Source organism: Kitasatospora sp. NPDC096204, assembly GCF_044763205.1.
Lineage (GTDB): Bacteria > Actinomycetota > Actinomycetes > Streptomycetales > Streptomycetaceae > Kitasatospora.
In genome coordinates, this window is record NZ_JBIWFT010000048.1 from 17,283 (window position 1) to 41,369 (window position 24,087).

Genomic DNA, 24,087 nt, shown 5'->3' on the forward strand with positions numbered 1-24,087 from the left:
CGCGGAACGCGCGGGAAGACGCGGAAACGGCGGGCGCGCTCGGGACAACGCTGGGGGACGCGGAAACGCCGGAAGGCCCTTCGCTCTCGCGAAGGGCCTTCCGGCTGTCTGTGCGCCGCCAGGGACTCGAACCCCGGACCCGCTGATTAAGAGTCAGCTGCTCTAACCAACTGAGCTAGCGGCGCCTGCTGACGTGGAGAACATTACCTGGTCAGCAGCCGAAACTCACAATCGGGCCGGAGCGGGGGCCGGCGCGCTCACGGTCGGCCTGGCAGCCCGGCGCCCGGAAGCCCGGCACCTTGCCCGGCCCGGGCTCCGGGTCGGGCACCTCGGCGACCCGCAGGACCTCCGGACCGCCGCTCCCCGTCACGGTGACCGCCTTCATCCTGCGCCCACCCCTCTTCTCGATCGTTCCGATGCCGACGATCCTCCGACCTGAAGTGCACTTGAGGTCAAACCCCTGTTCAGCGTGTCGACAGCATTGGGCGCATTGTCAGATTTATCCTGGACGGCGCTCAGCCGTCCGTCGTCGAGAGGAACCTCCCCGTGGGCCAGCTGCCCCTGTTCTTCCTGGTGCTGCTCGCCTCCGTGGTGACCATGCCGCTCGGACGGAAGACCGGAGTGCCACAACCGGTGCTGATGACCCTCCTCGGCATCGTCATGGCGCTCGTCCCGCAGATCCCGGACGTCACCATCGAGCCCGAGCTGATCCTGCCGCTGGTCCTGCCGCCGCTGATCTTCGCGGTGGCCCGGCGCTCCTCGGTGCGCTACTTCAAGGCCAACGCCCGCTCGATCCTGCTGCTGGCGGTCGCCCTGGTGGTGGTCACCACGGTCGCCGTGGCCGGCACCGTGCACTGGCTGCTGCCCACCCTGCCGCTGGCCGCCGCGATCGCGGTCGGCGCGCTGGTCTCCCCGCCCGACCCGGTCGCCGCCGTCGCGGTGGCCGGCAGCGTCGGGCTGCCCCGCCGCCTGGTGGCGATCCTGGAGAGCGAGGGGCTGTTCAACGACGTCACCGCGATCGTCGTCTACTCGCTGTCCATCGAGGCCATGGTCAGCGGCGACTTCTCGGCCGGCGACGCGGTGCTGCGCTTCGTGCTGTCCGCGGTGCTGGCCGTGGTGGTCGGCGTCGCGCTCGGCTGGGTCAACACCAAGCTCGCCGAACGGCTGGACGACCCGACCCAGCAGGTCGCGCTCAACCTGCTGGTGCCCTTCGCCGCGTACACCCTGGCCGAGGAGATCCACGGCTCCGGCGTGCTCGCGGTCGTGGTCTGCGCGCTCTACCTCGCCGAGCGGGCCTCCGACGCGGACGCCGTCTCCTACCGGCTGGTCGGCAACGCCTTCTGGGAGGTGGTCGAGATCCTGATCACCGGCGTCGCCTTCGGCCTGATCGGCCTGGAGCTGGCCACCGTGCTCAAGGAGGCCGGCCGCGGCTGGACCGGCTTCATCGGCGACGCGGCCGTGGTCATCGCCGTGGTCGTCCTGGTCCGGCTGCTCTGGCTGCTGCCGGCCGGCTGGCTGTCGAAGAAGCTGCGCTCCGGCGACGACGAGGACACGCCGTTCAGCTGGAAGGAGAGCGTGATCCTCTGGTGGTCCGGCATGCGCGGCGTGGCCACCGTCGCCCTGGCGCTCGCCATCCCGCTCACCCTGCACTCCGGCGAGGACTTCCCCGAGCGCGGCCGACTGGTCTTCATCGCCTTCAGCGTGGTGCTCTTCACCCTGCTGGTGCAGGGCCTGACCCTGCCCTGGCTGGCCAAGCGGTTCGAGCTGGACATCGACCAGGACAAGCACGAGCAGGCCGTGCGCCAGCTCTGGTGGCGGGCCGCCAAGGCCGGGCTCAGTCGGCTCGGCGAGATGGAGGAGCAGGACCGGCTGCCCGCCGAGGTCGCCGACCGCCTGCGGGACCGTCAGCACGACCGGCTGGCCCGGCTCTGCCCGGAGAACTACGCCGAGGAGGAGGCCGCCGAGGCCAGGCTGCGGATGGCCCAGTGGCGGGCCGCCCGGGACGTCGAACAGGAGATGATCGCCGCCTCCCGCCGCGAGATGCTCGCCGCCCGCAGCGAGCCCGGCGCGGACCCGGAGCTGGTCGACCAGGTGCTGCGCGGACTCGACCTGCGTTCCGAACGGAAGTGACGGGGCGTCCAATCGCCCCGGAGCGCACCGTCCACGCCCCACGGACGCACCGTCCGCGCCCGCGGGGCGGAATGTGCGCGACCGCCCCCGGGGTTGCATAGGCTGAACCCGGGCAGGCCGTCAACGGAGTCGGCGCACCACCAGTACCCGCACGACCTCGGCGAACCCTCACGCCTGGCCCTGCCGGTTTCTGCACCCAGATGAATCGAGGACCCACCGATGTCGGAGACCCGCGCCGACGCCCGCACCCCGCTGGACCGCACCCCGCAGTGGGCCGCCCTGGCCAAGCACCGGGCCGAACTGGGCGACACCCACCTGCGTCAGCTGTTCGCCGCCGACCCCGAGCGCGGCCGCCGCTACACCCTCCGGGTCGGCGACCTGCACGTGGACTACGCCAAGCAGCTGGTCACCGACGAGACGCTGGAGCTGCTGCGCGAGCTGGCCGCCGCCACCGGCGTCGCCGAGCTGCGGGACGCCATGTTCCGCGGCGAGAAGATCAACAACACCGAGCACCGCGCGGTCCTGCACACCGCGCTGCGCGCCCCGCGCGGCGCCGTGATCGAGGTCGACGGCGAGAACGTGGTGCCCGCGGTGCACGCGGTGCTCGACAAGATGGCCGCCTTCGCCGACCGGGTCCGCAGCGGCGAGTGGAAGGGCCACACCGGCAAGCCGATCCGCACCGTCGTCAACATCGGCATCGGCGGCTCCGACCTCGGCCCGGCGATGGCCTACGAGGTGCTCCGCTCGTACGCCAAGCGCGACCTCGACGTCCGCTTCGTCTCCAACGTGGACGGCGCCGACCTGCACGAGGCGGTCCGCGACCTCGACCCGGCCGAGACGCTGTTCATCGTCGCCTCGAAGACCTTCACCACCATCGAGACCATCACCAACGCGGTCTCCGCCCGCGACTGGCTGCTCACCGGGCTGCGCGCCGACACCGACGCGGTGGCCAAGCACTTCGTCGCGCTGTCCACCAACGCCCAGGGCGTGCAGGACTTCGGCATCGACACCGCCAACATGTTCGAGTTCTGGGACTGGGTGGGCGGCCGCTACTCCTACGACTCGGCCATCGGCCTCTCGCTGATGATCGCCATCGGCCCGGACGCCTTCCGCGAGATGCTGGACGGCTTCCACCTGGTCGACGAACACTTCCGCACCGCCCCGCCGGAGCAGAACGTCCCGCTGCTGCTCGGCCTGCTCGGCGTCTGGTACGGCGCGTTCTTCGACGCCCAGGCGCACGCGGTGCTGCCCTACTCGCACTACCTGTCCAAGTTCACCGCCTACCTGCAGCAGCTGGACATGGAGTCCAACGGCAAGTCGGTGACCCGCGACGGCACCCCGGTGGACTGGCAGACCGGCCCGGTGGTCTGGGGCACCCCCGGCACCAACGGCCAGCACGCCTACTACCAGCTGCTGCACCAGGGCACCAAGGTCATCCCGGCCGACTTCATCGGCTTCGCCAAGCCGGTCGCCGACCTGCTCCCCGGCCTGGTCGCCCAGCACGACCTGCTGCTGGCCAACTTCTTCGCCCAGACCCAGGCGCTGGCCTTCGGCAAGACCCCGGAGGAGGTCGTGGCCGAGGGCGTGCCCGCCGAGCTCGTCCCGCACAAGACCTTCAAGGGCAACCACCCGACCACCACCATCCTGGCCGGCGAGCTGACCCCGTCGGTGCTCGGCCAGCTGGTCGCGCTCTACGAGCACAAGGTGTTCGTCCAGGGCGCGGTCTGGAACATCGACTCCTTCGACCAGTGGGGCGTCGAGCTGGGCAAGGTGCTCGCCAAGCGGATCGAGCCGGTGCTGCTCACCGGCGAGGGCGCCGAGCAGCTGGACAGCTCCACCGCCGAGCTGGTCGCCCGCTACCGGGCGCTGCGCGGCCGCTGAGCCCGGGTCGGGCCGTCCGCTCCGGCGGGCGGCCCGGTCGGGGTCTCGCGCTCCTGGCTCCTCGATCCAGGGGACGCGGAAACGCCGGAAGGCCCTTCGCTCTCGCGAAGGGCCTTCCGGCTGTCTGTGCGCCGCCAGGGACTCGAACCCCGGACCCGCTGATTAAGAGTCAGCTGCTCTAACCAACTGAGCTAGCGGCGCCTGCTGACAGAGAAGACTCTAGCAGCGCCGTGCGGCCGAGCCAAAATCGAATACCGGTCGCCCCGTGTTCACCCCCCGGTCACGACGGCCGACCCGGCGGGAACCGCCGCGCCCGGCTCACGCGCCGCCCGGACGCAGGCCCAGAGCACCACCGCGGCGCCGGGCAGCCGGGGATCGCGCCGCTCCGGTGCGACGATCCACCGGCCGGCGCCCTGTCCGGGGGAGTCCGGGCTGTTCACCATCCGCTGCAGCGGCGGCACGGTCACCGCGTCGCCCCTGCCGTGGCACAGCAGCGGAGGCACGTCCCGGGCCCACTCCTCCCAGGCCAGCAGCCGGCGCAGCCTGGGCGCCGCGCCCGGCTGGACGAACAGCAGCAGTCGCCCCCGGTGGACGGCCACCGGCCCACAGCCCGGCCCGGAGGCCCACAGCTCGTCCAGCACCCGGCGGCCGAACAGCGCGGGCATGCTGATCACGTCGAAGGCGCGCCCGCAGGGCAGCACCGATGGCGCCCAGGGGCGGCTCTCCCACAGGGCGCGCATGCTGCGCGGGTACTCGCTGGCGGAGGCCAGCCAGGCCTCCCCGGCCGCGCCGACGCACTCCACCGAGGGGTGCATCACCGACGGGTACATCGCCGACTGCTGCGTCACCGACTGCTGTGTCCAGATCTCCACGGAGAGCAGCCTGCGGGGCGCACGCCCCGGGCGGGGCGGAAAGCGCGGTTCGCCGGACAGCGCGGCGGGGGACGGCGTACCCTTCCCCGCCGCGCATATGCCAGAGGTCTGTGCCCAAGGCGCCGGCGTCCGGCCGGCCGTCGGGCGGGGCTCAGTCCTCGTGCCGGCGCGGCTGGAGCAGGGTGCGGCCGTACTCGATCATCTTGGCGGCGTAGTCCGGGGTCCAGTCCGCCCGCTGGGCGACCTCGGCGTCGGAGAGCGCGTCGAAGCGGCGCGGGTCGGCGAGCTGCGCGGCGGCGACCGCCTGGAAGTCCGTGGCCCGCTCGGCGGCCGCCCGGAAGGCCAGGGCCAGTTCCGTGGAACGGCGCAGCAGCTCCGCCGGGTCCTCGATCGACTCCAGGTCGAAGAATCGTTCCGGCTCGGGTTCGGCGGACTGCGGCTCGAACAGCAGCTGCACCGGACGCAGGCGCCTGGTGGGCTCGGTCGACTCTGGGGAGTCGGGCATGGACGGACACCTCCGGGTCTCGGGTGGGGGTGGTGGGAATCTGCTCCGGGCCGCGCCGCCCGGTCGTGGCCGCCGTCCATTGTCTCGCGGCGACGGCCGGTAGCGGAACGGTGCGCACGCGAGCGCTATTCCCCGGCACGCGCCGGGCGCGTGCCCCGGGTGCCACGCATCCCAGCCACGGGCGAACCGGTTGTCCCGGTGTCCCCGTCATCCGCACCACCCGGAGAATCCCCCATGCGCAGCCGAACGATTCTCTCCGCCGGCATCCTCCTGGCCGCTCCCGTTCTCGGCGCGGCCGCCGCGGCGCCCGCCGTCGCCGCCGAGACGGCGGTGGTGGCGCAGGGCCCGACGAGCGCCCCGGGCGCCCCGTCGAAGGCGACCTGCCCGAGCGGTACCCACCTGACCGGCGGCGGGTACGTGCTCCCGGCCGGGACCGACGACACCGTGACCCACAACGGTCCGTCCCGGGACGCGACCGGGTGGATCGCGCAGACCGACCACTCGGCCGTCCAGGCGTTCGCCGTCTGCGAGACCGAGGACTGACCTTCCACCGCGGGCGCACCCGGCCTACCGCAGGTGCACCCGGTGGCCGCTCAGGTGGTGCAGCACCTGGTGGTTGGCCTCCCAGCCGTCCGGGAAGGCCACCGGGACGCCCAGCTGCACCGGCTCCGTCGCGGGGTGCTCGTCCAGCAGCTCGGCGATCCCGGCCCGGGCCACCACGATGCAGGCGTGCCGGTGCCGGGAGGCGAGCACGCAGAGCCGGCCGGTCTCCAGGTGGAAGGCGGTCGCGTCGGGCCGTCCGGAGAGCGGGTGCAGCACCACGGTCACGTCGTACTCGCGGCCCTGGAGGCGGTTGGCGGTGTCCACCGTGACGGCCGGCCCGTCCGCGCCGTCCACCGGTACGCCCGCCTTGAGCAGCGCCGCGCGCACCGCCGCCGCCTGGTCCCGGTGGGCGGTGCCGACGGCGATCCGGTCCGCGGTGAGCGGGCCCTCGCCCTGCTCCGAGTGGGTGGTCAGCCCGCGCTCCAGCAGCCGGCGGACGGTGGCCGCGACGGCCGCCACGGCCTGCGGGTCGGTCCGTACGGTGTGCCGGGCGGGCAGTTCCAGCAGCGCCCAGCCGTGCTCGGCGGCCCGGTCGATCACCGCGTCCAGCGCCGAGCCGTCCGGGCGCACGGCGGCGGTCAGCCGGCGGTCGTCCGGGCCGGTGCCGGAGCGGAACGGCGTGTACGGGTAGAAGGCCCGCGAGATCAGCGGCGCGGCGCTGGCGGGCAGCCGCCAGGAGACCGGCAGCCGGTGCGGTTCGATCTCCGGGTTGTGCGCCAGCATGGTGACCACCGCGCTGCCGGACGGGTCGTACGACAGCCCGGCCCACTGCTCGGTGCCGACCACGGTGAACGGGTCCAGCTGGCCCGGGTCGCCGACGAACAGTGCCCGCTCGAACAGCCGGGCCACCGCGAGCAGGGCGTCCGAGCGCATCTGGTACGCCTCGTCGACGATCGCGTGCCGCCACGGGGCCTCGGCGCGCACCCACTGCCACTTGGCCGCGGTGGAGATCACCACGTCGTGCTCGACCAGCTCGGCGACCTTGTCGGAGGGTGTGACGTTGGCGTGCTTCAACACCTCCGGGCCGGGCCGGGAGTCCGCGGCGTGCAGCCGGCCGATCGTCAGCTCCGGTGCCTTCCCGGCCAGTCGGCCGACCAGGTCGTCCACCTGGCCGTTGGTCTGGGCGACGATCATCAGCCGCTCGCCGGCCCCGACCAGCTCGCGCGCGGCGCGCACCACGAGCGTCGACTTCCCCGCGCCGGGCGGGGAGTCCACCACCACGCCGCGCGGGGCACCGGCCGGCGGGTGGACGGTGGCGGCCAGGATCCGCGCCACCGCGGCGTCGGCGGCCGCACCCGGGGCCTGCTCGGGGATCATCGGACTGCTCACTCCCACTCCTCGGAGACGGACGGGGCGGGTACGGGCGCGGCACCGGGCGGGCCGCCGTGGGTCCACGGGGTGTCGTCCGGCTCGGGCAGCGGCGCGGACTGGCGCACCGTCAGCTCGAACAGGGTGAAGGTGACCGACTCGCCGGGCTCGGGCAGGCTGCCCGGCTCGGGGTCCTTCCGGCGGCCCATGCCGGAGAGCACCCGCAGGGTGAGGGTGCCCTCGGCGGCGTCCACCGCGACGATCTCCGCCTTCTGCGCGGACGGTCCCGCGCCGGCCTCCGGCCGGGGGGACCCCCACACCCGGTGCACCTCCCGGCCGAGGTCCGCGTGCGGGCGGTCGACGGTGCGCAGGGTGACCAGCGGGCGCGGCTTGGGCGAGCGGCCGGTGGTGTCCCAGTCCGGCACCACCTCCGTCACCACACCGCTGAACGCCTCGCCCGCCAGCCGGTGCTCGGCCATCGCCAGCGGGTCGTCCAGTGCCTCCTGGACGTCGAGCCTGGCCTGCTCGCGCTCGCGCTGGGCGAGCTTGCGGGCGGCGGTGACGGCGTCGTCCTGCCGGGGCTGCGGCGGCTCGCCGGCCGCCAGCCGGTCCCGGTGGCCGGTGTAGGACCAGCGGTCGCCGGTCCAGCGCTCCGCCAGGTGCCCGGCCGGCGGCAGGGTGCGCAGCAGGTCCAGGCCGTGCCAGACGTCGTGCCAGGTGGGCAGCAGGATCGTCGCCAGCGCTTCCTCCAGTGCCGTCACCGCGCCCCGTACGGCCGTCCGGGCACGGGCGGCGGCGGCCTCGTCGCGCTGCTCGGTGCCGTGCTGGAGGGCGGCCACGGCGGAGTCGTAGCGGGCGATCGCCGGGGCCAGCACGAACTCGTCGAAGCGGGGGTCGGTGGCCGGGCCGGCCGGCGGGTGCAGCAGCTGCCCCCGGTCGTCCCGGGCGGACTCGGCCAGCTCGGCGGCCTGCGCGCCGGTCAGCCCCGGCGGCGGGCGGTGCCAGGCGAGCCGGGCCGCCAGGTGCTGGTCCTCCAGGTGGCTCTGGCCGGTCGCCCAGTGCCGGGCCAGCAGCCCCGTCATCGGCAGCAGCAGGGACGAACCGGGCACCTGGGCGCGGTCGGTGAGGTGGGTCAGCCAGCGGCCGAGCAGCGGCACCCGGACCGGCGCCGGGTACGGGCCGGGCTCCGCGTCCTCGGCGGTGCGGCGGAAACGGGTCGAGCGGCCGATCAGGGCGAGGTGGTGCACCCCGGCGCCGTTCGGCACGATCAGCTGCGGGGCGTCCGCGCACAACTCGCGGAACACCTGGGTCTTCTCGCCGGTCTCCGGATCCTTCTCGGAGCCCTCGATCTGCTCGACGTCCTCGGCGAAGGACTCCAGGTAGGGCAGCAGGTCGGCGGCCAGCTCGGCCAGGAAGTCGAAGCGCAGGGTGCGGTTGAGCGGCTGCGGCACCAGGTGCAGCCGGGGCGCGTCCCGGTCGGTGCCGAGCATCACCGCGAGCGGCGCGCCGGACTCGCCGGCGGCGGTCAACGGGACCAGCACCATCGGGCGGTCGGACAGGTGCCGGTGCCGAACGGTGGCCAGCGGCTCGGCCCGGCCGCTGCGGACGGCCTCCAGCCGGGCGAGGGTGGTCAGCAGGCTCATGAGGCGGCCCCCGGCGCCGTGGTCCCCGGCGCCGTGGCCCCCGGTGCCGCCGTGCTCAGCGCCGCCGTTTCCAGCGCCTCGGCGCGCAGGGCGGCCGCGTAGGCGAGGCGCTCGGCGGCGTCGTCCGCGCCGTCCAGGTCCCCGCTCTTGGTGTCGGCGGCGGCCAGTGCCCCGGCGACCGTACGGATGCTGCCCAGCTCGCCGCGCACGCCCCGGCCGAGCTGCTCGACCCGGTCACCGCAGCGGGCCTGGGCGCGGCAGTGGAAGCCGAGCTCGCAGGTGGAGAGGCAGTCCGGGCTGTACGCGGCGGGCACCGCCTCGACCGAGGCGGCGAGCTGCCCGGTGCTCCGGGCCGGCGCGCCGTCCTCGTCGGCGGCCAGGTCGAAGTCGGCGTCCGGCGGCAGTACCTCCAGCAGCCGGCCGATGCCGGTCATCCGGCTCAGCTGGCGCCGGGTGGTGGCCAGTTCGCGGCGGACGTCCACGGCAACCGCGGTCGGCCGGTTGCCGAAGTCCTTCGGGCAGACCAGCAGCACGCTGGTGCGCGGGCTGCCCGGCAGCCGCTGCTCGGTGTACGGGTCCTCGTCGAGCGGCTGCCCGGCCGCCGCGGCGGCGGCGTGCTGGAGCGCCAGCACGTACACGGCGGCCTGCCGGGCGGCGGCGCCGACCTTGGCCGGGTCCGCGCTGCCGTCCAGCACCGGGAAGGACTTGATCTCGACCACGGTGCACCGCCCGCCGTGCACCACCAGCGCGTCCGGCTCCAGGTAGGCGGTGCTGCCGGCCACCTCCAGCCGCAGCATCGGGTGGTCCAGCAGTGTCCAGGCCTCCGGGTCGGCGGCGGCCCGGGCCAGGGCCTGCGCCGTCCGGTCGGCGCGTACGGCCGGGCCGGAGCGGTGCAGCAGGTCCGGCACCAGGAGCGGGGCGTGGCCGTCCACCGGGACGCCCAGGTGGTGGCGGAGCGGCTCCAGCAGCGGGGCGTAGCCGTCGGCCTTCAGCCGGGACTCGAAGATCACGCCGCGGGCGATGGCGAAGGGCGACTGGCCGAAGGGGGCGGGGCGGCCGAGCCGGGCCGCCAGTGCCGACTTGTCCACCCCGGCCGCGTCGAGCACGGCCCGGCGGTGGCAACCCGGATTGGCGGCGAGCGCGGCGAGGGAGCGGGCGTTCAGAGTGCGCTGCGGGGCCGGTCCGCGCAGCTCCGCGAGCCGCCGGGCGAGCGGCTCAGCGGGCCCGCGGGGCGGGACGTTCGTCGAGACGTTCATGGTGCGGCCCAGTGTCGCATCCGGGTCCGACAACGCGGTGCGGACCGGCCGTTGGACGACCCGCCTGACGTCCGGAGCCCCGTTCGACGGCGTGCGGCCCGGGGCGGCGGGACGGGCCCCGCGATCGTGGCCGCCGCCCGGGTGGGGGATCATGGAGCCCGGTGCTCAACGGTGAGACCGACCGTTGTCGCCACCGCCCTTTCGCTAGGAGCCCCCCATGCCCTGCCGCATCGTGCTGGTCCGCCACGGCGAGACCGAGTGGTCCGCCACCGGCCGTCACACCGGCCGTACCGACATCCCGCTGACCGAGGCGGGCCGCGCGATGGCCCGGGCCCTCGGCGCCCGCCTCGCCAAGGCCCCCTGGAACGGCCTGCCGGACGCGCTCGTCTACACCAGCCCGCTCGGCCGGGCCAAGGAGACCTGCGAGCTGGCCGGCTTCGGCGACCGCGCGGTGGAGCGCCCGGAGCTGATGGAGTGGGACTACGGCGCGTACGAGGGCCGCACCGGCGCGGACATCCGGGCCACCGACCAGCCCGGCTGGCTGATCTGGCGCGACGGGGTGCCCGGCGGCGAGAAGCTCTCCGAGGTGGCCGCCCGGGTGGACTCCTTCCTCGCCGGCCTCAACGAGGAGCACGGCGTCCCGGACCCGGACACCACCGTGATGCACTGCGCCGACCGGGACGTCGTCCTGTTCGCGCACGGCCACCTGCTGCGCATCCTGGCCGCCCGCTGGCTGGGCCTGCCGCCCGAGTACGCCCAGCGGTTCAAGCTCGGTACGGCCGCGCTCTGCGTGCTGTCCTGGGAGTACGGCGCTCCGGCGGTGGAGGTCTGGAACGACCTGTCCCACCTGGACGGGCTGACCGCCGGGCACTGACCCCGGCGTCCCGCGCCTCGGGCGGCTCCGGGCCGTCCACCGACCCCGGCGCCCCGCCCCGGGCCTGCGGGCCGTGCCTTAGGCGGCCGCCGCCCGGTCGTAGTCGGTCAGGAAGCCGCGCACCTCGGGCACGGCGACGTGCGGGCGCAGTCGTCCGGCGGTGTCCGCGAGCATGCTCCGGATCCGGGCCGAGCGGACGGCGCCGAACAGTGCGACGGCGGCCGAGCCGTGGTGCGCCGCGCCCACCAGGTCCCCGCGGCCGAGCCGGTCGTGGGCCAGCTCGGCGGTGTACAGCACCCGGTTGCGGACGAAGTGCGGCTTCTGGAGCGTTATCGCCAGCCCCGCCTGCTCGCTGGCCCGGTCCCAGTCGCCGAGCGCCGACCAGCACTGCGACTGGAGGCCGGCGATCTCGGCCTCGCCGAAGAAGGACATCCACTCCGGGTCCCGCTCGGCGGGGCCCCGGTCGAACAGCGCGTACGCCCGGCCCAGCGCTCGCTCGCAGGAGCCGCGGTCCTGGAGCAGCGCCCAGGCGCCGGCCTCGCGCATGGTCAGCAGGGCGAGCAGCCGTTCGGAGCCCAGGTTTCGGGCGGCGGCCTGCCCGGCCTGGGCGGCGCGCAGCGCCTCGCGCGGCCGGCCCGCGTCCCGGGCCAGGAAGGCGCTGTTGCAGAAGACGTGCGCCTCCAGGGCGGAGTCCCCGGCCATCCGGGCGGTGGCGAGCGCCTCGGAGTAGAACGAGCGGGCGTCCGCGAGCCGGTTCGAGTCATGGGCCAACCAGCCGACGGAGATGGCGAGTTCGCCCGCCCCTGCCTGCAGGCGGCGCTCCGTCTCCTCGGTGTACTCGCACTCGTTGAGCAGCACGTACGCGTTGCGCAGCGACTGCCCGGCGAGCTCGTACAGGGCGTCGGCGCCGTGCGCGTCGTCGGCCAGCCGGATCTCCCGGACGGCCTGTTCGACGCCGAGCACCTCGGCGGCGCCGACCCGGCGCATCGTCGCCACCGGCCCGGGCCGGCCGGGCACCAGCGGTTCGCCGCCGAACAGTGACGGTGCGGCGAACTCCGCACCGGGAAGGGCGCCTTGACCGGTGAGCGCACCGGCGGCGCCGGCGGCACCGGCCGGCAGGCCGGCGGCCGCGGCCGGTCGGTCGATGCCGATCACGGAGGCCAGCGCGGTGGTGCCGCCGGCCAGGAACGTACGGCGACGCACGTCGTCGTTCTCCTCGTCGAGATTGGGCGATCCATCGGGCCCCCGGGGCGCCGTCCCGAGGCGCGGCCACGAGGGCCCTTCCGGAGCGGCTGGATCCGCGTACGGCGAGGCAGCGTACGGGAGTTGAGTGGAGAGGGGTGAGCGCGGGGCGGGCGGGGGCGGGAACGTCTGGTGGAGCGGAGGCGGTTCGCTCCGCCCGCCGGGTCGGTCCGCCGGGCGGCGGCGGACGGAGGTCCGGGAGGCGAAGCCGAGGTCGGCGAGCGTGCGGTCCGGCCACATGTGCCGGAACACCCGCTCGTAGGCGTAGTTGGGGCAGCGGATCTCACCGGACTCGACCCGGCCGACATAGCGGGCGTCGCAGGACACGTGCTCGCCGATCTCGCGGGCCGCCCTGCGGACGGCCGTGGCGAACTCGCCGGGTGAACGGTCGCCGCGCAGCGCACGCATCACGGTGTTGGGGGTCGGTCGGTTCGGCTCGGCCGGTGGGGTGGCTGCCATGGCGCCGAGAGTACTCGGAGTCACCGAGCGGCCACATTCGGTTTGCAGGACATCTGCCGTCAAACCAGGTCAAAGAGGGCGATGTTGCGGGATATCCGCCATGAAATGCCATGGCTTGCTGTAATGCGCCCCGTGGCCCGCGGTGCGCCCACCGCGTTGTCCTGGTACGAGGAAGAAGCCCATGCCGCCGCCCGGCCCGTCCCAGCCCGGCGGTCCTCCCAACGGCTGCGCTTCAGGACCCGACGAGGTACAGGAGAGCCCATGATGGCCACCGGACTGCCGCAGTGCCGACCCGTCCGCGGGGGAGTACTGGCCGGCGCGTCCCCCGCCCTCCTCCCCGAACCCGCCGACGACCGGATGTCCGGCCGGGCACCGGTCGAGGGCGGCCGCAACCCCCGCGGTGGCCACCGGCGCGAACGCACCGCCCCCGACGAGGGCGTCCTCGTCACCTCCTGCGACACCGTGACCGTCGCCCTGCGGCACGGCCTGGAGGCCGTCGACATCCTGAGACTGCGCCGCGCCTGCGGAGCCGTCCTGCAGAGCCGCAACGGCAGCACCGTCTCCTTCCTCGTCCCGGCCGGCACCTGGGAGACCTGGCACCTGCCCGGCAGCTCCTGTACCGCGGGCGCGCTGGTGCCCGCCGGCACCGACCCGCGCTGGGTGATCCCACCCTCCGGCGCCGTCCGCACCGCGCGCCCCACCGACGCCTGGGTACTGCGCTCCGCCCTCTGCGAGGCCGCCTGCACACTCACCGCGGGCGGCCTCGGCCCGTTCTAGCGGCCCCGGCCCGTTCCGGCGGTCACGGCCCTTTCCAGCGGGTGCGTCGCGCGGATCCCGCCGGGCCCGCCGACCTCCGGCCGGGTCCCCGCGGCACGCCCCTGACCTGTGGGTGTTCCACTCCGGCGGCGATAATGGCCGGCATGGGACGAACCAACAGAGCCGCCCGCGGCAGTGAACCGGCGGCCACCACCGGACCGGGCGGGCGCACCCACGCCCAGGGCCCGCTCAGCCGTCCCGTCGGCTCAGGTCTCGCCGAGCTGCGCCCCGACCGCGACCGCCCCGCCGCCTGGTCGCTGCTGATCGACGGCGCCCCGCAGTCGCTGGTCGACCTCGCCGACCCCACCCACCTCGGCTTCGAGTACCAGCGCCGGCTCGGCCACCTGATCGACCTGGTCGCCCCGCCCGGCCGCCCGCTCACCGTGCTGCACCTCGGCGGCGGCGCCCTCACCCTCGCCCGCTACACCGCCGCGACCCGGCCGCGCTCCCGCCAGCAGGTCGCCGAGATCGACACCGCGCTCACCGAACTCGTCCGCACCGAACTCCCCCTGGAGCGCGGCTGGCAGATCAAGGTGCGCGGCGCGGACGCCCGCAGCGTCCTGGAACGCACCCCCGAGGGCAGCGTCGACCTGGTGATCACCGACGTCTTCTCCGGCGCCCGCACCCCCGCCCACTGCACCACCGTCGAGTTCACCACTCTCGCCGCCCGGGCCCTCGCCCCCGGCGGCTGGTACACCGCCAACATCGCCGACGGCGGCGCCCTGCCCTTCGCCCGCTCCCAGGTCGCCACCCTCGCCGCGGTCTTCCCCGAACTCTGCCTGATCGCCGACCCCGCCGTGCTGCGCGGCAAGCGCTTCGGCAACCTGATCCTGGCCGCCGCCCACACCCCGCTGCCGATCGCCGACCTCACCCGCCGCGCCGCCTCCGACTCTGCCCATGCCCGCGTCGAACACGGCCGCGCCCTCACCGACTTCGCGGCCGGCGCCACCCCGGCGACGGACGCCACGGCGGCCCCGTCCCCGGAGCCGCCGCCGGGTGTGTTCCGCTGACGGCCCGCCGGGGTGGCGCCGAGTTCCGTTCTCGCCGTGTTCGTGTGGCCGGGGTCGGGGCCCGGTGTGGGCGGGTGCCGGAGTTCGCCGCTCCCGGCACCCGTCCGTACCGGCCTTCCTGCCGGTGACCGCGGCCGACGTCGCTCCGGCCGCGGGGCGCCCAGGCCGGAAACGCCGACCCGGGCTTCCCATCGGGTGCTCCACCGGGCGAGCCGTCTGCCGTCATGCCTCTCGGGGGTTCGCGAGGTCCCTCGTCCGCCCTCGTCCGCCCTCGCCCCCCGCCCGCCGGCCGGGCGGTCCGCCGTAAAACCGTTGGCGGACGACGGAATCGCGGCCGACAATGGCGCTGCCGTCCGGCCGTCGACCCGAGGGGGCGTCATGGAGCTCAGACCGGCCAGGCCGGAGGATGCCGCGCTGCTCACCGGCATCGCGCTGCGGGCCAAGGCGTACTGGGGCTACGACGAGGCCTTCATGGCGGCCTGCCGGTCGGAACTGACCGTGGACGTCGACGTGATCGAGCGGTCGGCCACGGTGGTGGCCGAGGACGACGGGCAGGTGCTGGGGTTCGTCTCGCTGTCCGGCGCGCCGCCGACCGGGTCGCTGGACCAGCTCTTCGTCGAGCCCGAGTGGATCGGCCGTGGCGTCGGCCGCGCGCTGTTCGAGCGGGCTCGGGGCCTGGCCGTGGCGCTCGGCCTGCGCCGGCTCACCATCGACTCCGACCCGAACGCCGAGCCGTTCTACCTGGCGATGGGCGCCACCCGGATCGGCAGCGTTCCGTCCGGCTCGATCCCGGGTCGTGAACTCCCGCTGCTGGTCCTGGACCTGGAAGCGTCCTAGGGCCCAAGGCCTGTCCTTTTGACCGATGCCGGACTCCGCCCCGTCCGCCGTCACCCTTTGCGGGCACCTGAGGCGTACCAGTGGGCCGCACGCGGTGAGTCCACCGAGGCGGTCCAGCCTGTCGTCGTCGGCGTCCGCTCGGCCGACACGGCCGCGAAGATCCGACGCCCCGTGCCGTCGACCGCCCAGCGCAGCAGCCGCTTGCGCGCGGTCCGGAACGACCCCGACTCCTCCGGCAGGCCCCGCCGCGGCGAGCACGTGCGGTACTTCCACCCGATCGCTTCCGGCGGGCGGCGATGCTCCGCCCGTCGCCGCCGACGGACCGGATCGGCCGGCATCAACGGCTCGATCCGGTCCCACAGCGCATCGCTGACCACCGACCGGACAGCCACGCCCGATCGACGGCTCAGTCCATCGAAGAGAAACGCCCGAGGGTTGCCCTGCCGATCGTCCCCGGGGTCGCGACGCCGCCGCTCGGCGGGCCCGGGAGCGCTCAGTGTCCGCTGGGCAGTCCGCGGTGCTTGCACATGGCCGCTCCGGTGAGCAGCAGTCCGGCGGCGATGGGGGCGAGGACGGCGGTCGCGGTGGCGGAGCCGTGGCCGGAGGTGGCGGCCGTGGCGGTGTCGACGGCGGCCGTCGTCTCGGGTGGGCCGCCGCGGCCCGGTGCGGTGGGAGCCGTGAGGTCCGCCGTCCGGTCCGGCTCGGCGGTGGGGCCGGTCCGGTCGGCGGCGGTGGCCACCGCCTCCTGGAACAGCGGCTCGGCCGTGGCCTCGCGCTGCCCGGGAAGGGCGGGGAGGGCCGCGTCGGTGCGGCGTCGGGTCGGGTCGGACAGGTCGGCGGCTCCGCCCTCGCGGGAGACGCGGGGGCCGTCGGGCCGGGCCCGGGCGGCGTCGGTGTCGAGCAGGCCGGAGGCGAGCGCGAAGGCGTCGGGGACGGCCGCCCGCTGGCCGGGTAGGGGCAGGCCGCCGGCCCGGATGCGTTCCTGGAGGGTGGCGCCGACCGCCCCGGTGGCTCCGGTGATTCCGGTGAGGTCCTCGACCGGGCCGTCGCCGGTCGGCCTCCCGGTGGGCCCGGGGGAGTGGTCCGGCAGCGCGCCCGCCGAGGGGCCGGACCCGACGGGGCGTTCGGCTGACTGCCCGTCGAGGGCGGGGCCGTCGAGCGCCGGCCGGTCGAGTTCCGGTGCGGCGTGCGGTGCGCGGCGGACGGCGGACCGGGCCGGGTCCGGCAGCGGGTCGACGGTGGCCGCGTACGCGGAGGCGCCGAAGCCCCAGAGTTGCGCGAGCAGGGCCCCGGCGGTCGCGACGGCGCGGGGGCGGGGCAGCCACCGGGCGATCCCGCGGCGGGCACCGGCGACGCCGCCGGGGGCGGGTTCCTGGGGCTTGGTCGCGTGATTGGCTCGCACGTGAATCGAGAACGAGCCGGTGGGCGGTGAGGTCACGCCCGCCGTCACGGACAGTCATCGCACGGGTGGCCCCGGGGCCGGCGTTCCCGGGGCCACCGACCGCGCGGCGGTCAGGAGTTGGGGCGCAGGGTCCAGGTGACCGTCATCACGCCGGTGACGGCGCCGTCGGCGCGGGTGATCTCGACGGTGACCGGGAACTCGGGGCGGCCGCCGGCGTCCAGCTCGGCGACGACCTCGGCGGCCGGGCGGCCGAGCACGGCGGTGGCGGTGACGTCGCCCATGGCGAGCTTCTTGTACGCGATCTCGGCGTTGACGGCGAGCGGCACGGCCCGGGACAGCTGGTCGCCGAAGGCGGCGAGCACGATGCAGCCACTGGCGGACTCGGCGAGCGTGAACATCGCGCCGGCGTGCGGGCCGCCGACGTGGTTGTGGTACGCGGGCTGGTCCGGGAGCCGGAGGACGGCGCGCTCCGGGGTGGTCTCCAGGTACTCCAGCTTGAGGGTGTGCGCCATCGGCACGGTGTCGTCGAGCATCTTGCCGATCATGGGTGTGGTCATGGCATTGATGTTACTAGCCAGTAGCTTCCGGTGGCAGGGGTCGACCCGAAGCCGACCGGCCGGGTGCGTGTGAGGGAGCGCACATCCGGCTGGGAGGGCGGGCAACTGAGGCCGTGCACAGCTGAGGGAGCGCGAAAACGCCTGAGGGGCCGATCTCTTGAAGAGATCGGCCCCTCAGGCTCTGGGGTGAGTGACGGGACTCGAACCCGCGGCCACCTGGACCACAACCAGGTGCTCTACCAACTGAGCTACACCCACCATCTGTCCGGTCCGTTCCCGCTCTCGCGTTCCCGTTCCGACAGGAAGAACTCTACAGGATCCGAGAGGGTGCTCGCGCCAGGGTTTCGTCCCGGCGAACGCGGGCACCCTCTCCGGTCCTCCGGCAGGGGTTCCGACGGGATTCCGACGGGGTTCCGACGGGTACGTCCGGGCACTGCCGCCGGGCAGTTTCGGGGCGCTGCCGCCGGAACCCCCGCCGGGCGGCCCGGGGCTCAGCTCGCCGGGGTCTGGTACTTCCCGGCGATCGCCCGCGCGGTGTCGGCGTCCGGGCCGGGCTGCGGGACGAACACCGCCTCGCGGTAGTACCGCAGTTCGTCGATGCTCTCCCGGATGTCGGCGAGCGCCCGGTGGTTCCCGCCCTTCTGCGGGCTGTTGTAGTACGCCTTCGGGTACCAGCGGCGGGCCAGCTCCTTGATCGAGGAGACGTCCACGATCCGGTAGTGCAGGTGCTTCTCCAGGGCGGGCATGTCCCGGGCCAGGAAGCCGCGGTCGGTGGCCACCGAGTTGCCGCACAGCGGGGTCTTCCCGGCCTCCGGCACGTGCTCGCGCACGTAGGCGAGCACCCGCGCCTCGGCCTCGGCCAGGGTCACGCCCTGCTCCAGCTCCTCCAGCAGCCCGGACGCGGTGTGCATCTCGCGCACCACCTCGGGCATGTTCGCCAGCGCCTCCGCCGGCGGCCGGATGATGACGTCCACGCCCTCGCCGAGGATGTTCAGCTCGGAGTCCGTCACCAGCACCGCGACCTCGACCAGGGCGTCCTGGTCGAGGTCGAGGCCGGTCATTTCACAGTCGATCCATACCAAACGGTCATTCACACAACTCACCCTACGGCGCGATCACGCGCCGCGGGGACCGGTGGAGCCGAGCGGGGTGCCTCGGCCTGGTGCTCCTCCGGCCCGTCGTGCGCGCCGAGCCCGTCCGGGTGCTCGCCCTCCCGGCCGGTCCGGACGGCGTGGCCGTCCCGCCCGGTCCGGACCTCGCGCGCCGCCCGGGCGCCCTCGGCCGCGGGTCGGCCGACCTGACCGCGGACCTGCGGAGCCCGGGCCTGACGACCGCGGAGGTCACCCTGGCCGGCGACCGGCTGCCCGGCCGGGGCCGGCATCCGTCCGGTGGCCGCGCCGTGACCGCGCCCGGCCGCACCCGGTTCGTCCGAGGGCCGCTCGGCCGCGCTCCGGTGCCCCTGGCCCTGGCCGCGCACCCCCGGCTGGGGGAGACCGTCCTCCGCCGCCGCGTGCTCGGCGGTGCGCGGCGGACGTCCGGTCCCCGCCCCCGGCCCGGCCTGCGGCGGAACCACCGGCTGCCGCAGCGGACCGCGCCCGGTCGCACCCTGCTGCCCGGGGTGCGGCTGCTGCGCGGCCTGCTGGTGCGGGTACGGCTGACCGGCGCGGGCGTGGAAGGCCTGGCCGGTCGGCGTCCCGACCTGCCCCGGACCGAACCCGCCGGGCTGTCCGTGTCCTCCCGGCTGGCCGTGTCCGACCTGCTGACCGTGCTGTCCGTGCTGGCCGTGCGGCACCGGCTGCCCGTGCGGGCCGACCGGCGCCGGCACCCCCGGACCGGTCGGGAACGGCTGTGCCGACGGCACGCCGTGCGCCCCGCCGAACATCGGCCCGCCCGCCGGCGCGACCGCGCCCGCCGGGTGCGGCAGTGCTCCGGGCAGCCGCAGGTCGCCGAGCGCACCGTTCGGTGCGGGCGGCTGCTGGCCGGGACGGCGGGCCCGGTAGCTGGTCCGGTACGCGGCCGGGGAGACCCCGAGCTGGCGGCGGAAGTGCCCGCGCAGCGCCACCGGCGAACGGAACCCGCAACGGCGCGCGACGTCGTCCACCGACAGTTCCGAGGTCTCCAGCAGCCGCTGGGCCTGGAGCACCCGCTGGGTGATCAGCCACTGCAGCGGCGCGCTGCCGGTGAGCGTGCGGAACCGCCGGTCGAAGGTGCGCCGGCTCATGTACGCGCGAGCCGCCAGCACCTCGACGTCGAACTGCTGGTTGAGGTTCTCCAGCGCCCAGGTGACCACCTCGGCCAGCGGGTCGTTGCCGATCTCCTCCGGTAAAGACTGATCGATGTACTGGGCCTGTCCTCCGCCGCCGCGGCGGCTCGGTACCACCAGGCGGCGGGCCAGCGCGTTGGCCGCCTCGGCGCCGTGGTCGCTGCGCACCACGTGCAGGCACAGGTCGATGCCAGCGGCGGTGCCGGCCGAGGTGAGCACGTCGCCGTCGTCGACGAACAGCTCGCGCGGGTCGACGTGGACCCGCGGGTAGCGCTTGGCGAGCGTCGGCGCGTACATCCAGTGGGTGGTCGCCGGGCGGCCGTCGAGCAGGCCGGCGGCGGCCAGGACGAAGGCGCCGGTGCAGAGCCCGATGATCCGGGCGCCCTCGTGGTGGGCCTTGCGCAGGGCGGTGATCGCCTCGACCGGCGGGGGCTGGGAGATCGAGCGCCAGGCCGGTACGACGATCGTGCCGGCCCGGGCGAGCGCCTCCAGGCCGTACGGCGCGGAGAGGGTCAGGCCGCCGGTGGTGGCCAGCGGGCCGTCCTCCCCGGCGCAGACCAGCAGGCGGTAGCGGGGCACCCCGGCGTCCTGGCGGTCCACGCCGAACACGGAGAGCGGGATGGAGCTCTCGAAGATCGGGGCGCCGCCGAAGATCAGCACCGCGACGGTCTCCCGGCGGCGCCGGCCGGACAGCTTGCGCGGTGCGGAGGACGTCACCGGGGTCGGGGAGCCGTTCGCGCCGGGCCCGCCGTGGCCCAGCGGGCCGTGGCCGTGGACCGTGCCGGAGCCGAGCGCGAGGCCGCCGAGCGGGCCGCCGCCCGGCCCGGAGGCGGGGGAGCCGTTCGGGCCCGGGGCGCCGCCGTAGCCGGGGTGGCCGGAATGACCGGGGTGGGCGAGGTGTCCGCCGTAGCCCGGGTGGCCGGAATGACCGGGGTGGCCGGGATGGGTGGCGTGCCCCGGGTGCCCGGGGTGGCTGGAATGGCCCGGGTGCTCGCCGCCGTAGGGCTGCCCGGGGTTGACGGCGCCTCGACTGACGGACTGTCCGCCGAAGGGCTGTCCGCCGAAGGTCGGGTGCCCGCCGTAGGCCGGCTGGCCTCCGTAGGGGGACTGGCCGCCGTAGGGCGTCGCCGTGCCGTGGTCGGAGGCGGTCGGGGGCGCACCGGGGCCGACGCCCGCGCCCGCCCCGGGGGAGGGCACCGCGGAGTACGAGGAGTGCGAGGCGGCGCCCGGGGTGCCGGAGGTGCGGGTGGTGGCGATCGCGGCGGTGCCGGTGCTTCTCGCGGACCGACCCGCGCCGCCGGCTGCCGCCTGGCCGCTGTCAGGACCCGCGTCGCTCCTGCTCACCCTGCTCAAGGCGCTCAAGCCCCCTCGGTGGTGTGGTGTGGGTGGTGCGGCACTGCTCGCCAAGATCGAAATCTATCGGGTGGACCATTGCCGTTGTGACAAGTTCACCATCCGACGCTATGTCGACATGGCAATTTGGCGTGATGCATTCGATCACGAAGCGTGGCACCCGTCGACCTTTCTGGGAAGAGGGCCGGGGCAACGGTGGCTGGTTGTCGCGGGGCGCTTCCTGGGGCGTCCGGGTCCGGTGCGCCCGGTCGGCAGGTCTGGGCTGCGGATTTGCCCAAGCGGGAGGGAGCGACGCGAAATTGACCGAAAATCGGCGGTGCACGAGGGGGCGCACGGGGAGAAGTCGTGCGCCTCCCAGGCTTCATCCGGCCAAGCCCGGTACGGCAGAACCGGGAACCGGACCGCCGCGTTACGGTCCTGCCGTGAACACCAGCAGCCGGCTCGAACGGGCCAACGACAATGCCGCCGCCTTCTGGCTCGCCCAAGCCCGCGTCCACGGCTGGCGGTCCCGCACCCGCCCGGGGCTGACCGCCGTCCGGTGCGCCCGGACCCCGGACGACGCGCACCGCATCGTGGTGACCCGCCCCTACGAGGAACCGGCCGTCCTGGAACAGGAGTTGGCGGACCTGATGGCCGAGTGGTCGACCATACGCTGCACCGTGGAGGACCCGTACGGCGGGCTCGACCTCTCCGGCCTCGGGGCCACGAGGATGCCGATCATGCCGGTGATGGTCCGGGGCCCGGGGCCGGTCGAGGGCGCGACCACCGCCCTGCCCGCGGTCTCGGAGGCGCACGGGGGCGGCGTCCTGACGGTCGATGAGGCGCGGGAGGGCGACAGCTTCGCCATGGTCGAGCGGACGATCGTGGAAGGCTTCCCGCTGCCCGCCCGACAGCCCTGGGTCCGGGGCGAAGCACTCCCGGAACGGCTGCTGGACGTGCCCGGCTGGCGGGGCTGGCTGGGTCGCGTCGACGGCGCGGTGGCGGGCACCTGCCTCACCTACGACGACGGCCGGGCCACCGGCGTGTACTGGGTCGCCACGCTGCCCGACCGGCGCGGCCGGGGGGCGGCCCGCGCCGTTCTCCAGACCGCCCTGGCCCATGCGCACCCGGACCGTCCGGCCACTCTGGTCGCCACCTCGCTCGGCGAACCGCTCTACCGCAAGCTCGGTTTCGTCGAGGTGGCCCGTACCTGTTGGTGGACCCGTACGTCGGTGGGGGCGGTGGGGGCGGTGGGGTAGCGGGGGCCGGCGGGGAGTCGATGCCGGTGGGGCGGGCGGACGGCTGACTGCCGGCGGGTGGTGGCTGGGGGTCGGTGGCCGCGTGGGGTGGCGGCGGCACGGGGCCGGAGTGCTCGCGGTGCAGTAGGTCTGCCCGGAGCCGGACCGCGGTGAGCGGCGGGCGGTGGGCGCCGGTAGGGGTGTGGAGGGGGTGGGACAGGGGCGCTACTGGCCGGCCGCCATGGCGGCAGGGGGAGCGGTCGTGGCCGCGGCCACGACCGTGGTCGCCACGACGGCCGGGGCGGTGGCCGGCGCGGCTGCCGTTGTGGGTGCGGGGCGGAGGCCGCCCGGGGCCGGACCGGGGCCGCCGCCCGCCCTCGTTCCGGAGCCCGCCCCGGAGCCGGGGCCGGCTTCGGCGATCACGGCAAACCCGCCGGATCGGTTTCGGACACCGGGTCGGCCCGCGGAGACGGGTTCGCCGAGGGTCCCGGTTGTTGCGGGAACGGATGTGCTCGGGCCCTCCGGGGCGGCCAGCGGGGAACGTGCGCCGGACCGCGCGCCGACCGACGCCGTCGCGCGCACCGGCACTCCCGCCGCGGCCTTCCGGAGCCGCCGGTCGGAGTGGACGTCCGGCCGGGGCGAGGGCGCGTTCCGTGCGGCGAGGACCTGGCCGACGGCCTCCGGCAGGCCGGCCGCCTTCAGCGTCGGCCGGTAGCCGCTCTCCGCCCACGGCCGACCGTGGTGCAGCCAGACGCTGCGCAGCCCGGTCAGTTCGGCGCCGGCGATGTCGGCGGGCGCGTGGTCCCCGATCATCCAGGTGTGCTCGGCCCAGTCACCGGTGGGGGCGATGCCGCACCGCTGGGCGGCCATCTCGAAGATCAGCGGGTCCGGTTTGACGCAGTCGGCCTCCTCCGAGATGACCCAGCCGTCGACCAGCGGGCCCAGCCCGGTCCGCCGGATCTTCTCCAACTGCGGCCGGGTGCCGCCGTTGCTGACGATCCCGAGCGTCCACCCGGCCGCCCGGGCGGCCCGCAGTGCCTCGATGTGCCGGGGTGGGCAGTGGATGTGGGAGTTGATGCCGCGTCGATAGTGGGCAATCAGGAAGTCGGCGGTGACGTCCAGCCCGTAGCGGCGCCGAACCGCCGACAGTACGGTGCTGCGCGGAACGTAACCGCCCCCGTCGAGGGTGACGAACCAGTCGAGGTCGCCCGGGGGGAGGCCGTGTTCGGACAGGAAGTCCTCTGCCCAGGCCCGGTAGGCGGCGTCCCGAGGCAGCAGGGTGTTGTCGAGGTCGAACAGGAGCAGGGGCATGCCAAGCATGGTGCCAGCGGCCGTGCCTATGCACGTGGCAAATGCCAGACGGCGTCCCGAAGCCGTACGGAGTGGCTGAAACGGCCTCCGCACCTCCGTGGCGGGCGGTGGCGCACATGGCGGGTGGGCCTGTTGGGGCAGGTCGGACGTCACGGTTCGCGACCGGTGGCAACGGATCGTCGCCGATCCATGACAGTCCGGTCACGGTGTCCCGTGGGGCTGTTGCGCCGTCCGGTCCGGTCCGTCAAGCTCCTGGGAACCTCCTTTCCGGAGGGGGCGCGATCGCCCGTGGACGGGGCGCACCGCCAGGGCGGGCGCATCCCCCTTTCGCGGGAACAACGTCGCTCGGTGGCTTCCTCGCTGGGCGGGGCCCCAGGCCCGTCGTACTCTGAAAGGAACAGGTCACATACGGTGCTGCGCGGCGCAGACCGACGTCATCCCGTGGGCGGGCCTGCTGCCCGGGCAGCGTTGTTCTCCTCTCCTGTCGGCCCCTCTCCATCGAAGAGCCGTGAGCCATGGCTGGTTTTGAGCCTCCCCGACCGGTTGAA

At 74.9% G+C, this 24,087-nt stretch carries 19 protein-coding genes, 3 tRNA genes and 2 pseudogenes; 8 read left to right on the forward strand and 16 right to left on the reverse strand.

All coding sequences use genetic code 11. The features are described from left to right. Positions 1-111 precede the first annotated feature (111 nt). Both ACIQ87_RS35460 and ACIQ87_RS35465 read right to left on the reverse strand, forming a co-directional pair. A tRNA-Lys gene (locus ACIQ87_RS35460) sits at positions 112-185 on the reverse strand. Between the two features lie 26 nt (positions 186-211). After that, complete coding sequence (locus ACIQ87_RS35465) at positions 212-385, reverse strand: hypothetical protein (RefSeq protein WP_402415209.1); 174 nt, start codon at positions 383-385, stop codon at positions 212-214. Positions 386-546: 161 nt separating this feature from the next. On the opposite strand from ACIQ87_RS35465, the gene ACIQ87_RS35470 reads away from it, so the two are divergent. Continuing rightward, complete coding sequence (locus ACIQ87_RS35470) at positions 547-2,130, forward strand: Na+/H+ antiporter (RefSeq protein WP_402415212.1); 1,584 nt, start codon at positions 547-549, stop codon at positions 2,128-2,130. Between the two features lie 219 nt (positions 2,131-2,349). Next, the gene (pgi, locus tag ACIQ87_RS35475; RefSeq protein ID WP_402415213.1) at positions 2,350-4,011 is read left to right on the forward strand and encodes a glucose-6-phosphate isomerase; all 1,662 of its coding nucleotides are present in this window, start codon (positions 2,350-2,352) and stop codon (positions 4,009-4,011) included. A gap of 127 nt (positions 4,012-4,138) precedes the next feature. Here the strand turns inward: pgi and ACIQ87_RS35480 are convergent. The 3 genes from ACIQ87_RS35480 to ACIQ87_RS35490 form a co-directional block, all read right to left on the reverse strand. Beyond that, positions 4,139-4,212, reverse strand: a tRNA-Lys gene (locus tag ACIQ87_RS35480). Positions 4,213-4,280: 68 nt separating this feature from the next. Next, positions 4,281-4,841, reverse strand: coding sequence for a bifunctional DNA primase/polymerase (locus ACIQ87_RS35485; protein ID WP_402415283.1), 561 nt, complete (start codon positions 4,839-4,841; stop codon positions 4,281-4,283). A gap of 193 nt (positions 4,842-5,034) precedes the next feature. Beyond that, positions 5,035-5,388, reverse strand: a complete 354-nt coding sequence (locus ACIQ87_RS35490; RefSeq protein ID WP_402415216.1) for a hypothetical protein — start codon at positions 5,386-5,388, stop codon at positions 5,035-5,037. Positions 5,389-5,622: 234 nt separating this feature from the next. On the opposite strand from ACIQ87_RS35490, the gene ACIQ87_RS35495 reads away from it, so the two are divergent. Then, entirely contained in the window at positions 5,623-5,931 is a 309-nt protein-coding gene (locus tag ACIQ87_RS35495; RefSeq protein WP_402415219.1) for a hypothetical protein, read from the forward strand. A gap of 24 nt (positions 5,932-5,955) precedes the next feature. Here the strand turns inward: ACIQ87_RS35495 and ACIQ87_RS35500 are convergent, their stop codons facing one another. From ACIQ87_RS35500 to ACIQ87_RS35510, 3 genes are read right to left on the reverse strand one after another with little or no spacing between them, the layout of a single operon-like run. After that, complete coding sequence (locus ACIQ87_RS35500) at positions 5,956-7,308, reverse strand: AAA domain-containing protein (protein ID WP_402415285.1); 1,353 nt, start codon at positions 7,306-7,308, stop codon at positions 5,956-5,958. A gap of 8 nt (positions 7,309-7,316) precedes the next feature. After that, complete coding sequence (locus ACIQ87_RS35505) at positions 7,317-8,942, reverse strand: hypothetical protein (RefSeq protein WP_402415221.1); 1,626 nt, start codon at positions 8,940-8,942, stop codon at positions 7,317-7,319. After that, entirely contained in the window at positions 8,939-10,198 is a 1,260-nt protein-coding gene (locus tag ACIQ87_RS35510; protein ID WP_402415224.1) for a hypothetical protein, read from the reverse strand. Before ACIQ87_RS35510 ends, ACIQ87_RS35505 begins: the two co-directional genes overlap by 4 nt. A 217-nt stretch (positions 10,199-10,415) precedes the next feature. Between ACIQ87_RS35510 and ACIQ87_RS35515 the strand changes: the two genes are divergently transcribed. Then, positions 10,416-11,072, forward strand: a complete 657-nt coding sequence (locus tag ACIQ87_RS35515; protein WP_402415226.1) for a histidine phosphatase family protein — start codon at positions 10,416-10,418, stop codon at positions 11,070-11,072. 78 nt (positions 11,073-11,150) lie between these two features. Here ACIQ87_RS35515 and ACIQ87_RS35520 read toward each other — a convergent pair whose 3' ends face one another. Beyond that, positions 11,151-12,773 carry a tetratricopeptide repeat protein gene (locus tag ACIQ87_RS35520; protein ID WP_402415228.1) on the reverse strand — a complete coding sequence of 541 codons (1,623 nt, stop codon included), beginning with the start codon at positions 12,771-12,773 and terminating at the stop codon, positions 11,151-11,153. A gap of 261 nt (positions 12,774-13,034) precedes the next feature. On the opposite strand from ACIQ87_RS35520, the gene ACIQ87_RS35525 reads away from it, so the two are divergent. From ACIQ87_RS35525 to ACIQ87_RS35535, 3 genes are all read left to right on the forward strand, one after another. Continuing rightward, positions 13,035-13,550 carry a hypothetical protein gene (locus ACIQ87_RS35525; protein ID WP_402415231.1) on the forward strand — a complete coding sequence of 172 codons (516 nt, stop codon included), beginning with the start codon at positions 13,035-13,037 and terminating at the stop codon, positions 13,548-13,550. A 143-nt stretch (positions 13,551-13,693) separates the two neighbouring features. After that, on the forward strand, positions 13,694-14,599 hold the full coding sequence (locus tag ACIQ87_RS35530) for a spermidine synthase (protein ID WP_402415232.1): 906 nt from the start codon (positions 13,694-13,696) through the stop codon (positions 14,597-14,599). Between the two features lie 378 nt (positions 14,600-14,977). Next, positions 14,978-15,436: a GNAT family N-acetyltransferase gene (locus ACIQ87_RS35535; RefSeq protein WP_402415235.1), complete on the forward strand. Its 459-nt coding sequence runs from the start codon at positions 14,978-14,980 to the stop codon at positions 15,434-15,436. Between the two features lie 56 nt (positions 15,437-15,492). Here ACIQ87_RS35535 and ACIQ87_RS35540 read toward each other — a convergent pair. The 6 genes and pseudogenes from ACIQ87_RS35540 to ACIQ87_RS35565 form a co-directional block, all read right to left on the reverse strand. After that, a pseudogene (locus ACIQ87_RS35540) lies at positions 15,493-15,828 on the reverse strand (transposase); the annotation flags it as partial. A gap of 101 nt (positions 15,829-15,929) precedes the next feature. After that, positions 15,930-16,838 carry a hypothetical protein gene (locus tag ACIQ87_RS35545; protein ID WP_402415238.1) on the reverse strand — a complete coding sequence of 303 codons (909 nt, stop codon included), beginning with the start codon at positions 16,836-16,838 and terminating at the stop codon, positions 15,930-15,932. A 110-nt stretch (positions 16,839-16,948) separates the two neighbouring features. Then, positions 16,949-17,395, reverse strand: a complete 447-nt coding sequence (locus ACIQ87_RS35550) for a DUF4442 domain-containing protein (protein ID WP_402415239.1) — start codon at positions 17,393-17,395, stop codon at positions 16,949-16,951. Positions 17,396-17,577: 182 nt separating this feature from the next. After that, positions 17,578-17,653 (reverse strand) — tRNA-His (locus ACIQ87_RS35555). Positions 17,654-17,886: 233 nt separating this feature from the next. After that, the gene (gene orn, locus ACIQ87_RS35560) at positions 17,887-18,489 is read right to left on the reverse strand and encodes an oligoribonuclease (protein ID WP_402415242.1); all 603 of its coding nucleotides are present in this window, start codon (positions 18,487-18,489) and stop codon (positions 17,887-17,889) included. A gap of 880 nt (positions 18,490-19,369) precedes the next feature. After that, positions 19,370-20,375, reverse strand: a pseudogene (locus ACIQ87_RS35565) (helix-turn-helix domain-containing protein); the annotation flags it as partial. A 1,058-nt stretch (positions 20,376-21,433) separates the two neighbouring features. On the opposite strand from ACIQ87_RS35565, the gene ACIQ87_RS35570 reads away from it, so the two are divergent. Next, positions 21,434-22,249 carry a GNAT family N-acetyltransferase gene (locus ACIQ87_RS35570; RefSeq protein WP_402415245.1) on the forward strand — a complete coding sequence of 272 codons (816 nt, stop codon included), beginning with the start codon at positions 21,434-21,436 and terminating at the stop codon, positions 22,247-22,249. A 204-nt stretch (positions 22,250-22,453) separates the two neighbouring features. Here ACIQ87_RS35570 and ACIQ87_RS35575 read toward each other — a convergent pair whose 3' ends face one another. Further along, the gene (locus ACIQ87_RS35575; RefSeq protein ID WP_402415248.1) at positions 22,454-23,539 is read right to left on the reverse strand and encodes an HAD family hydrolase; all 1,086 of its coding nucleotides are present in this window, start codon (positions 23,537-23,539) and stop codon (positions 22,454-22,456) included. Between the last annotated feature and the right edge of the window lie 548 nt (positions 23,540-24,087).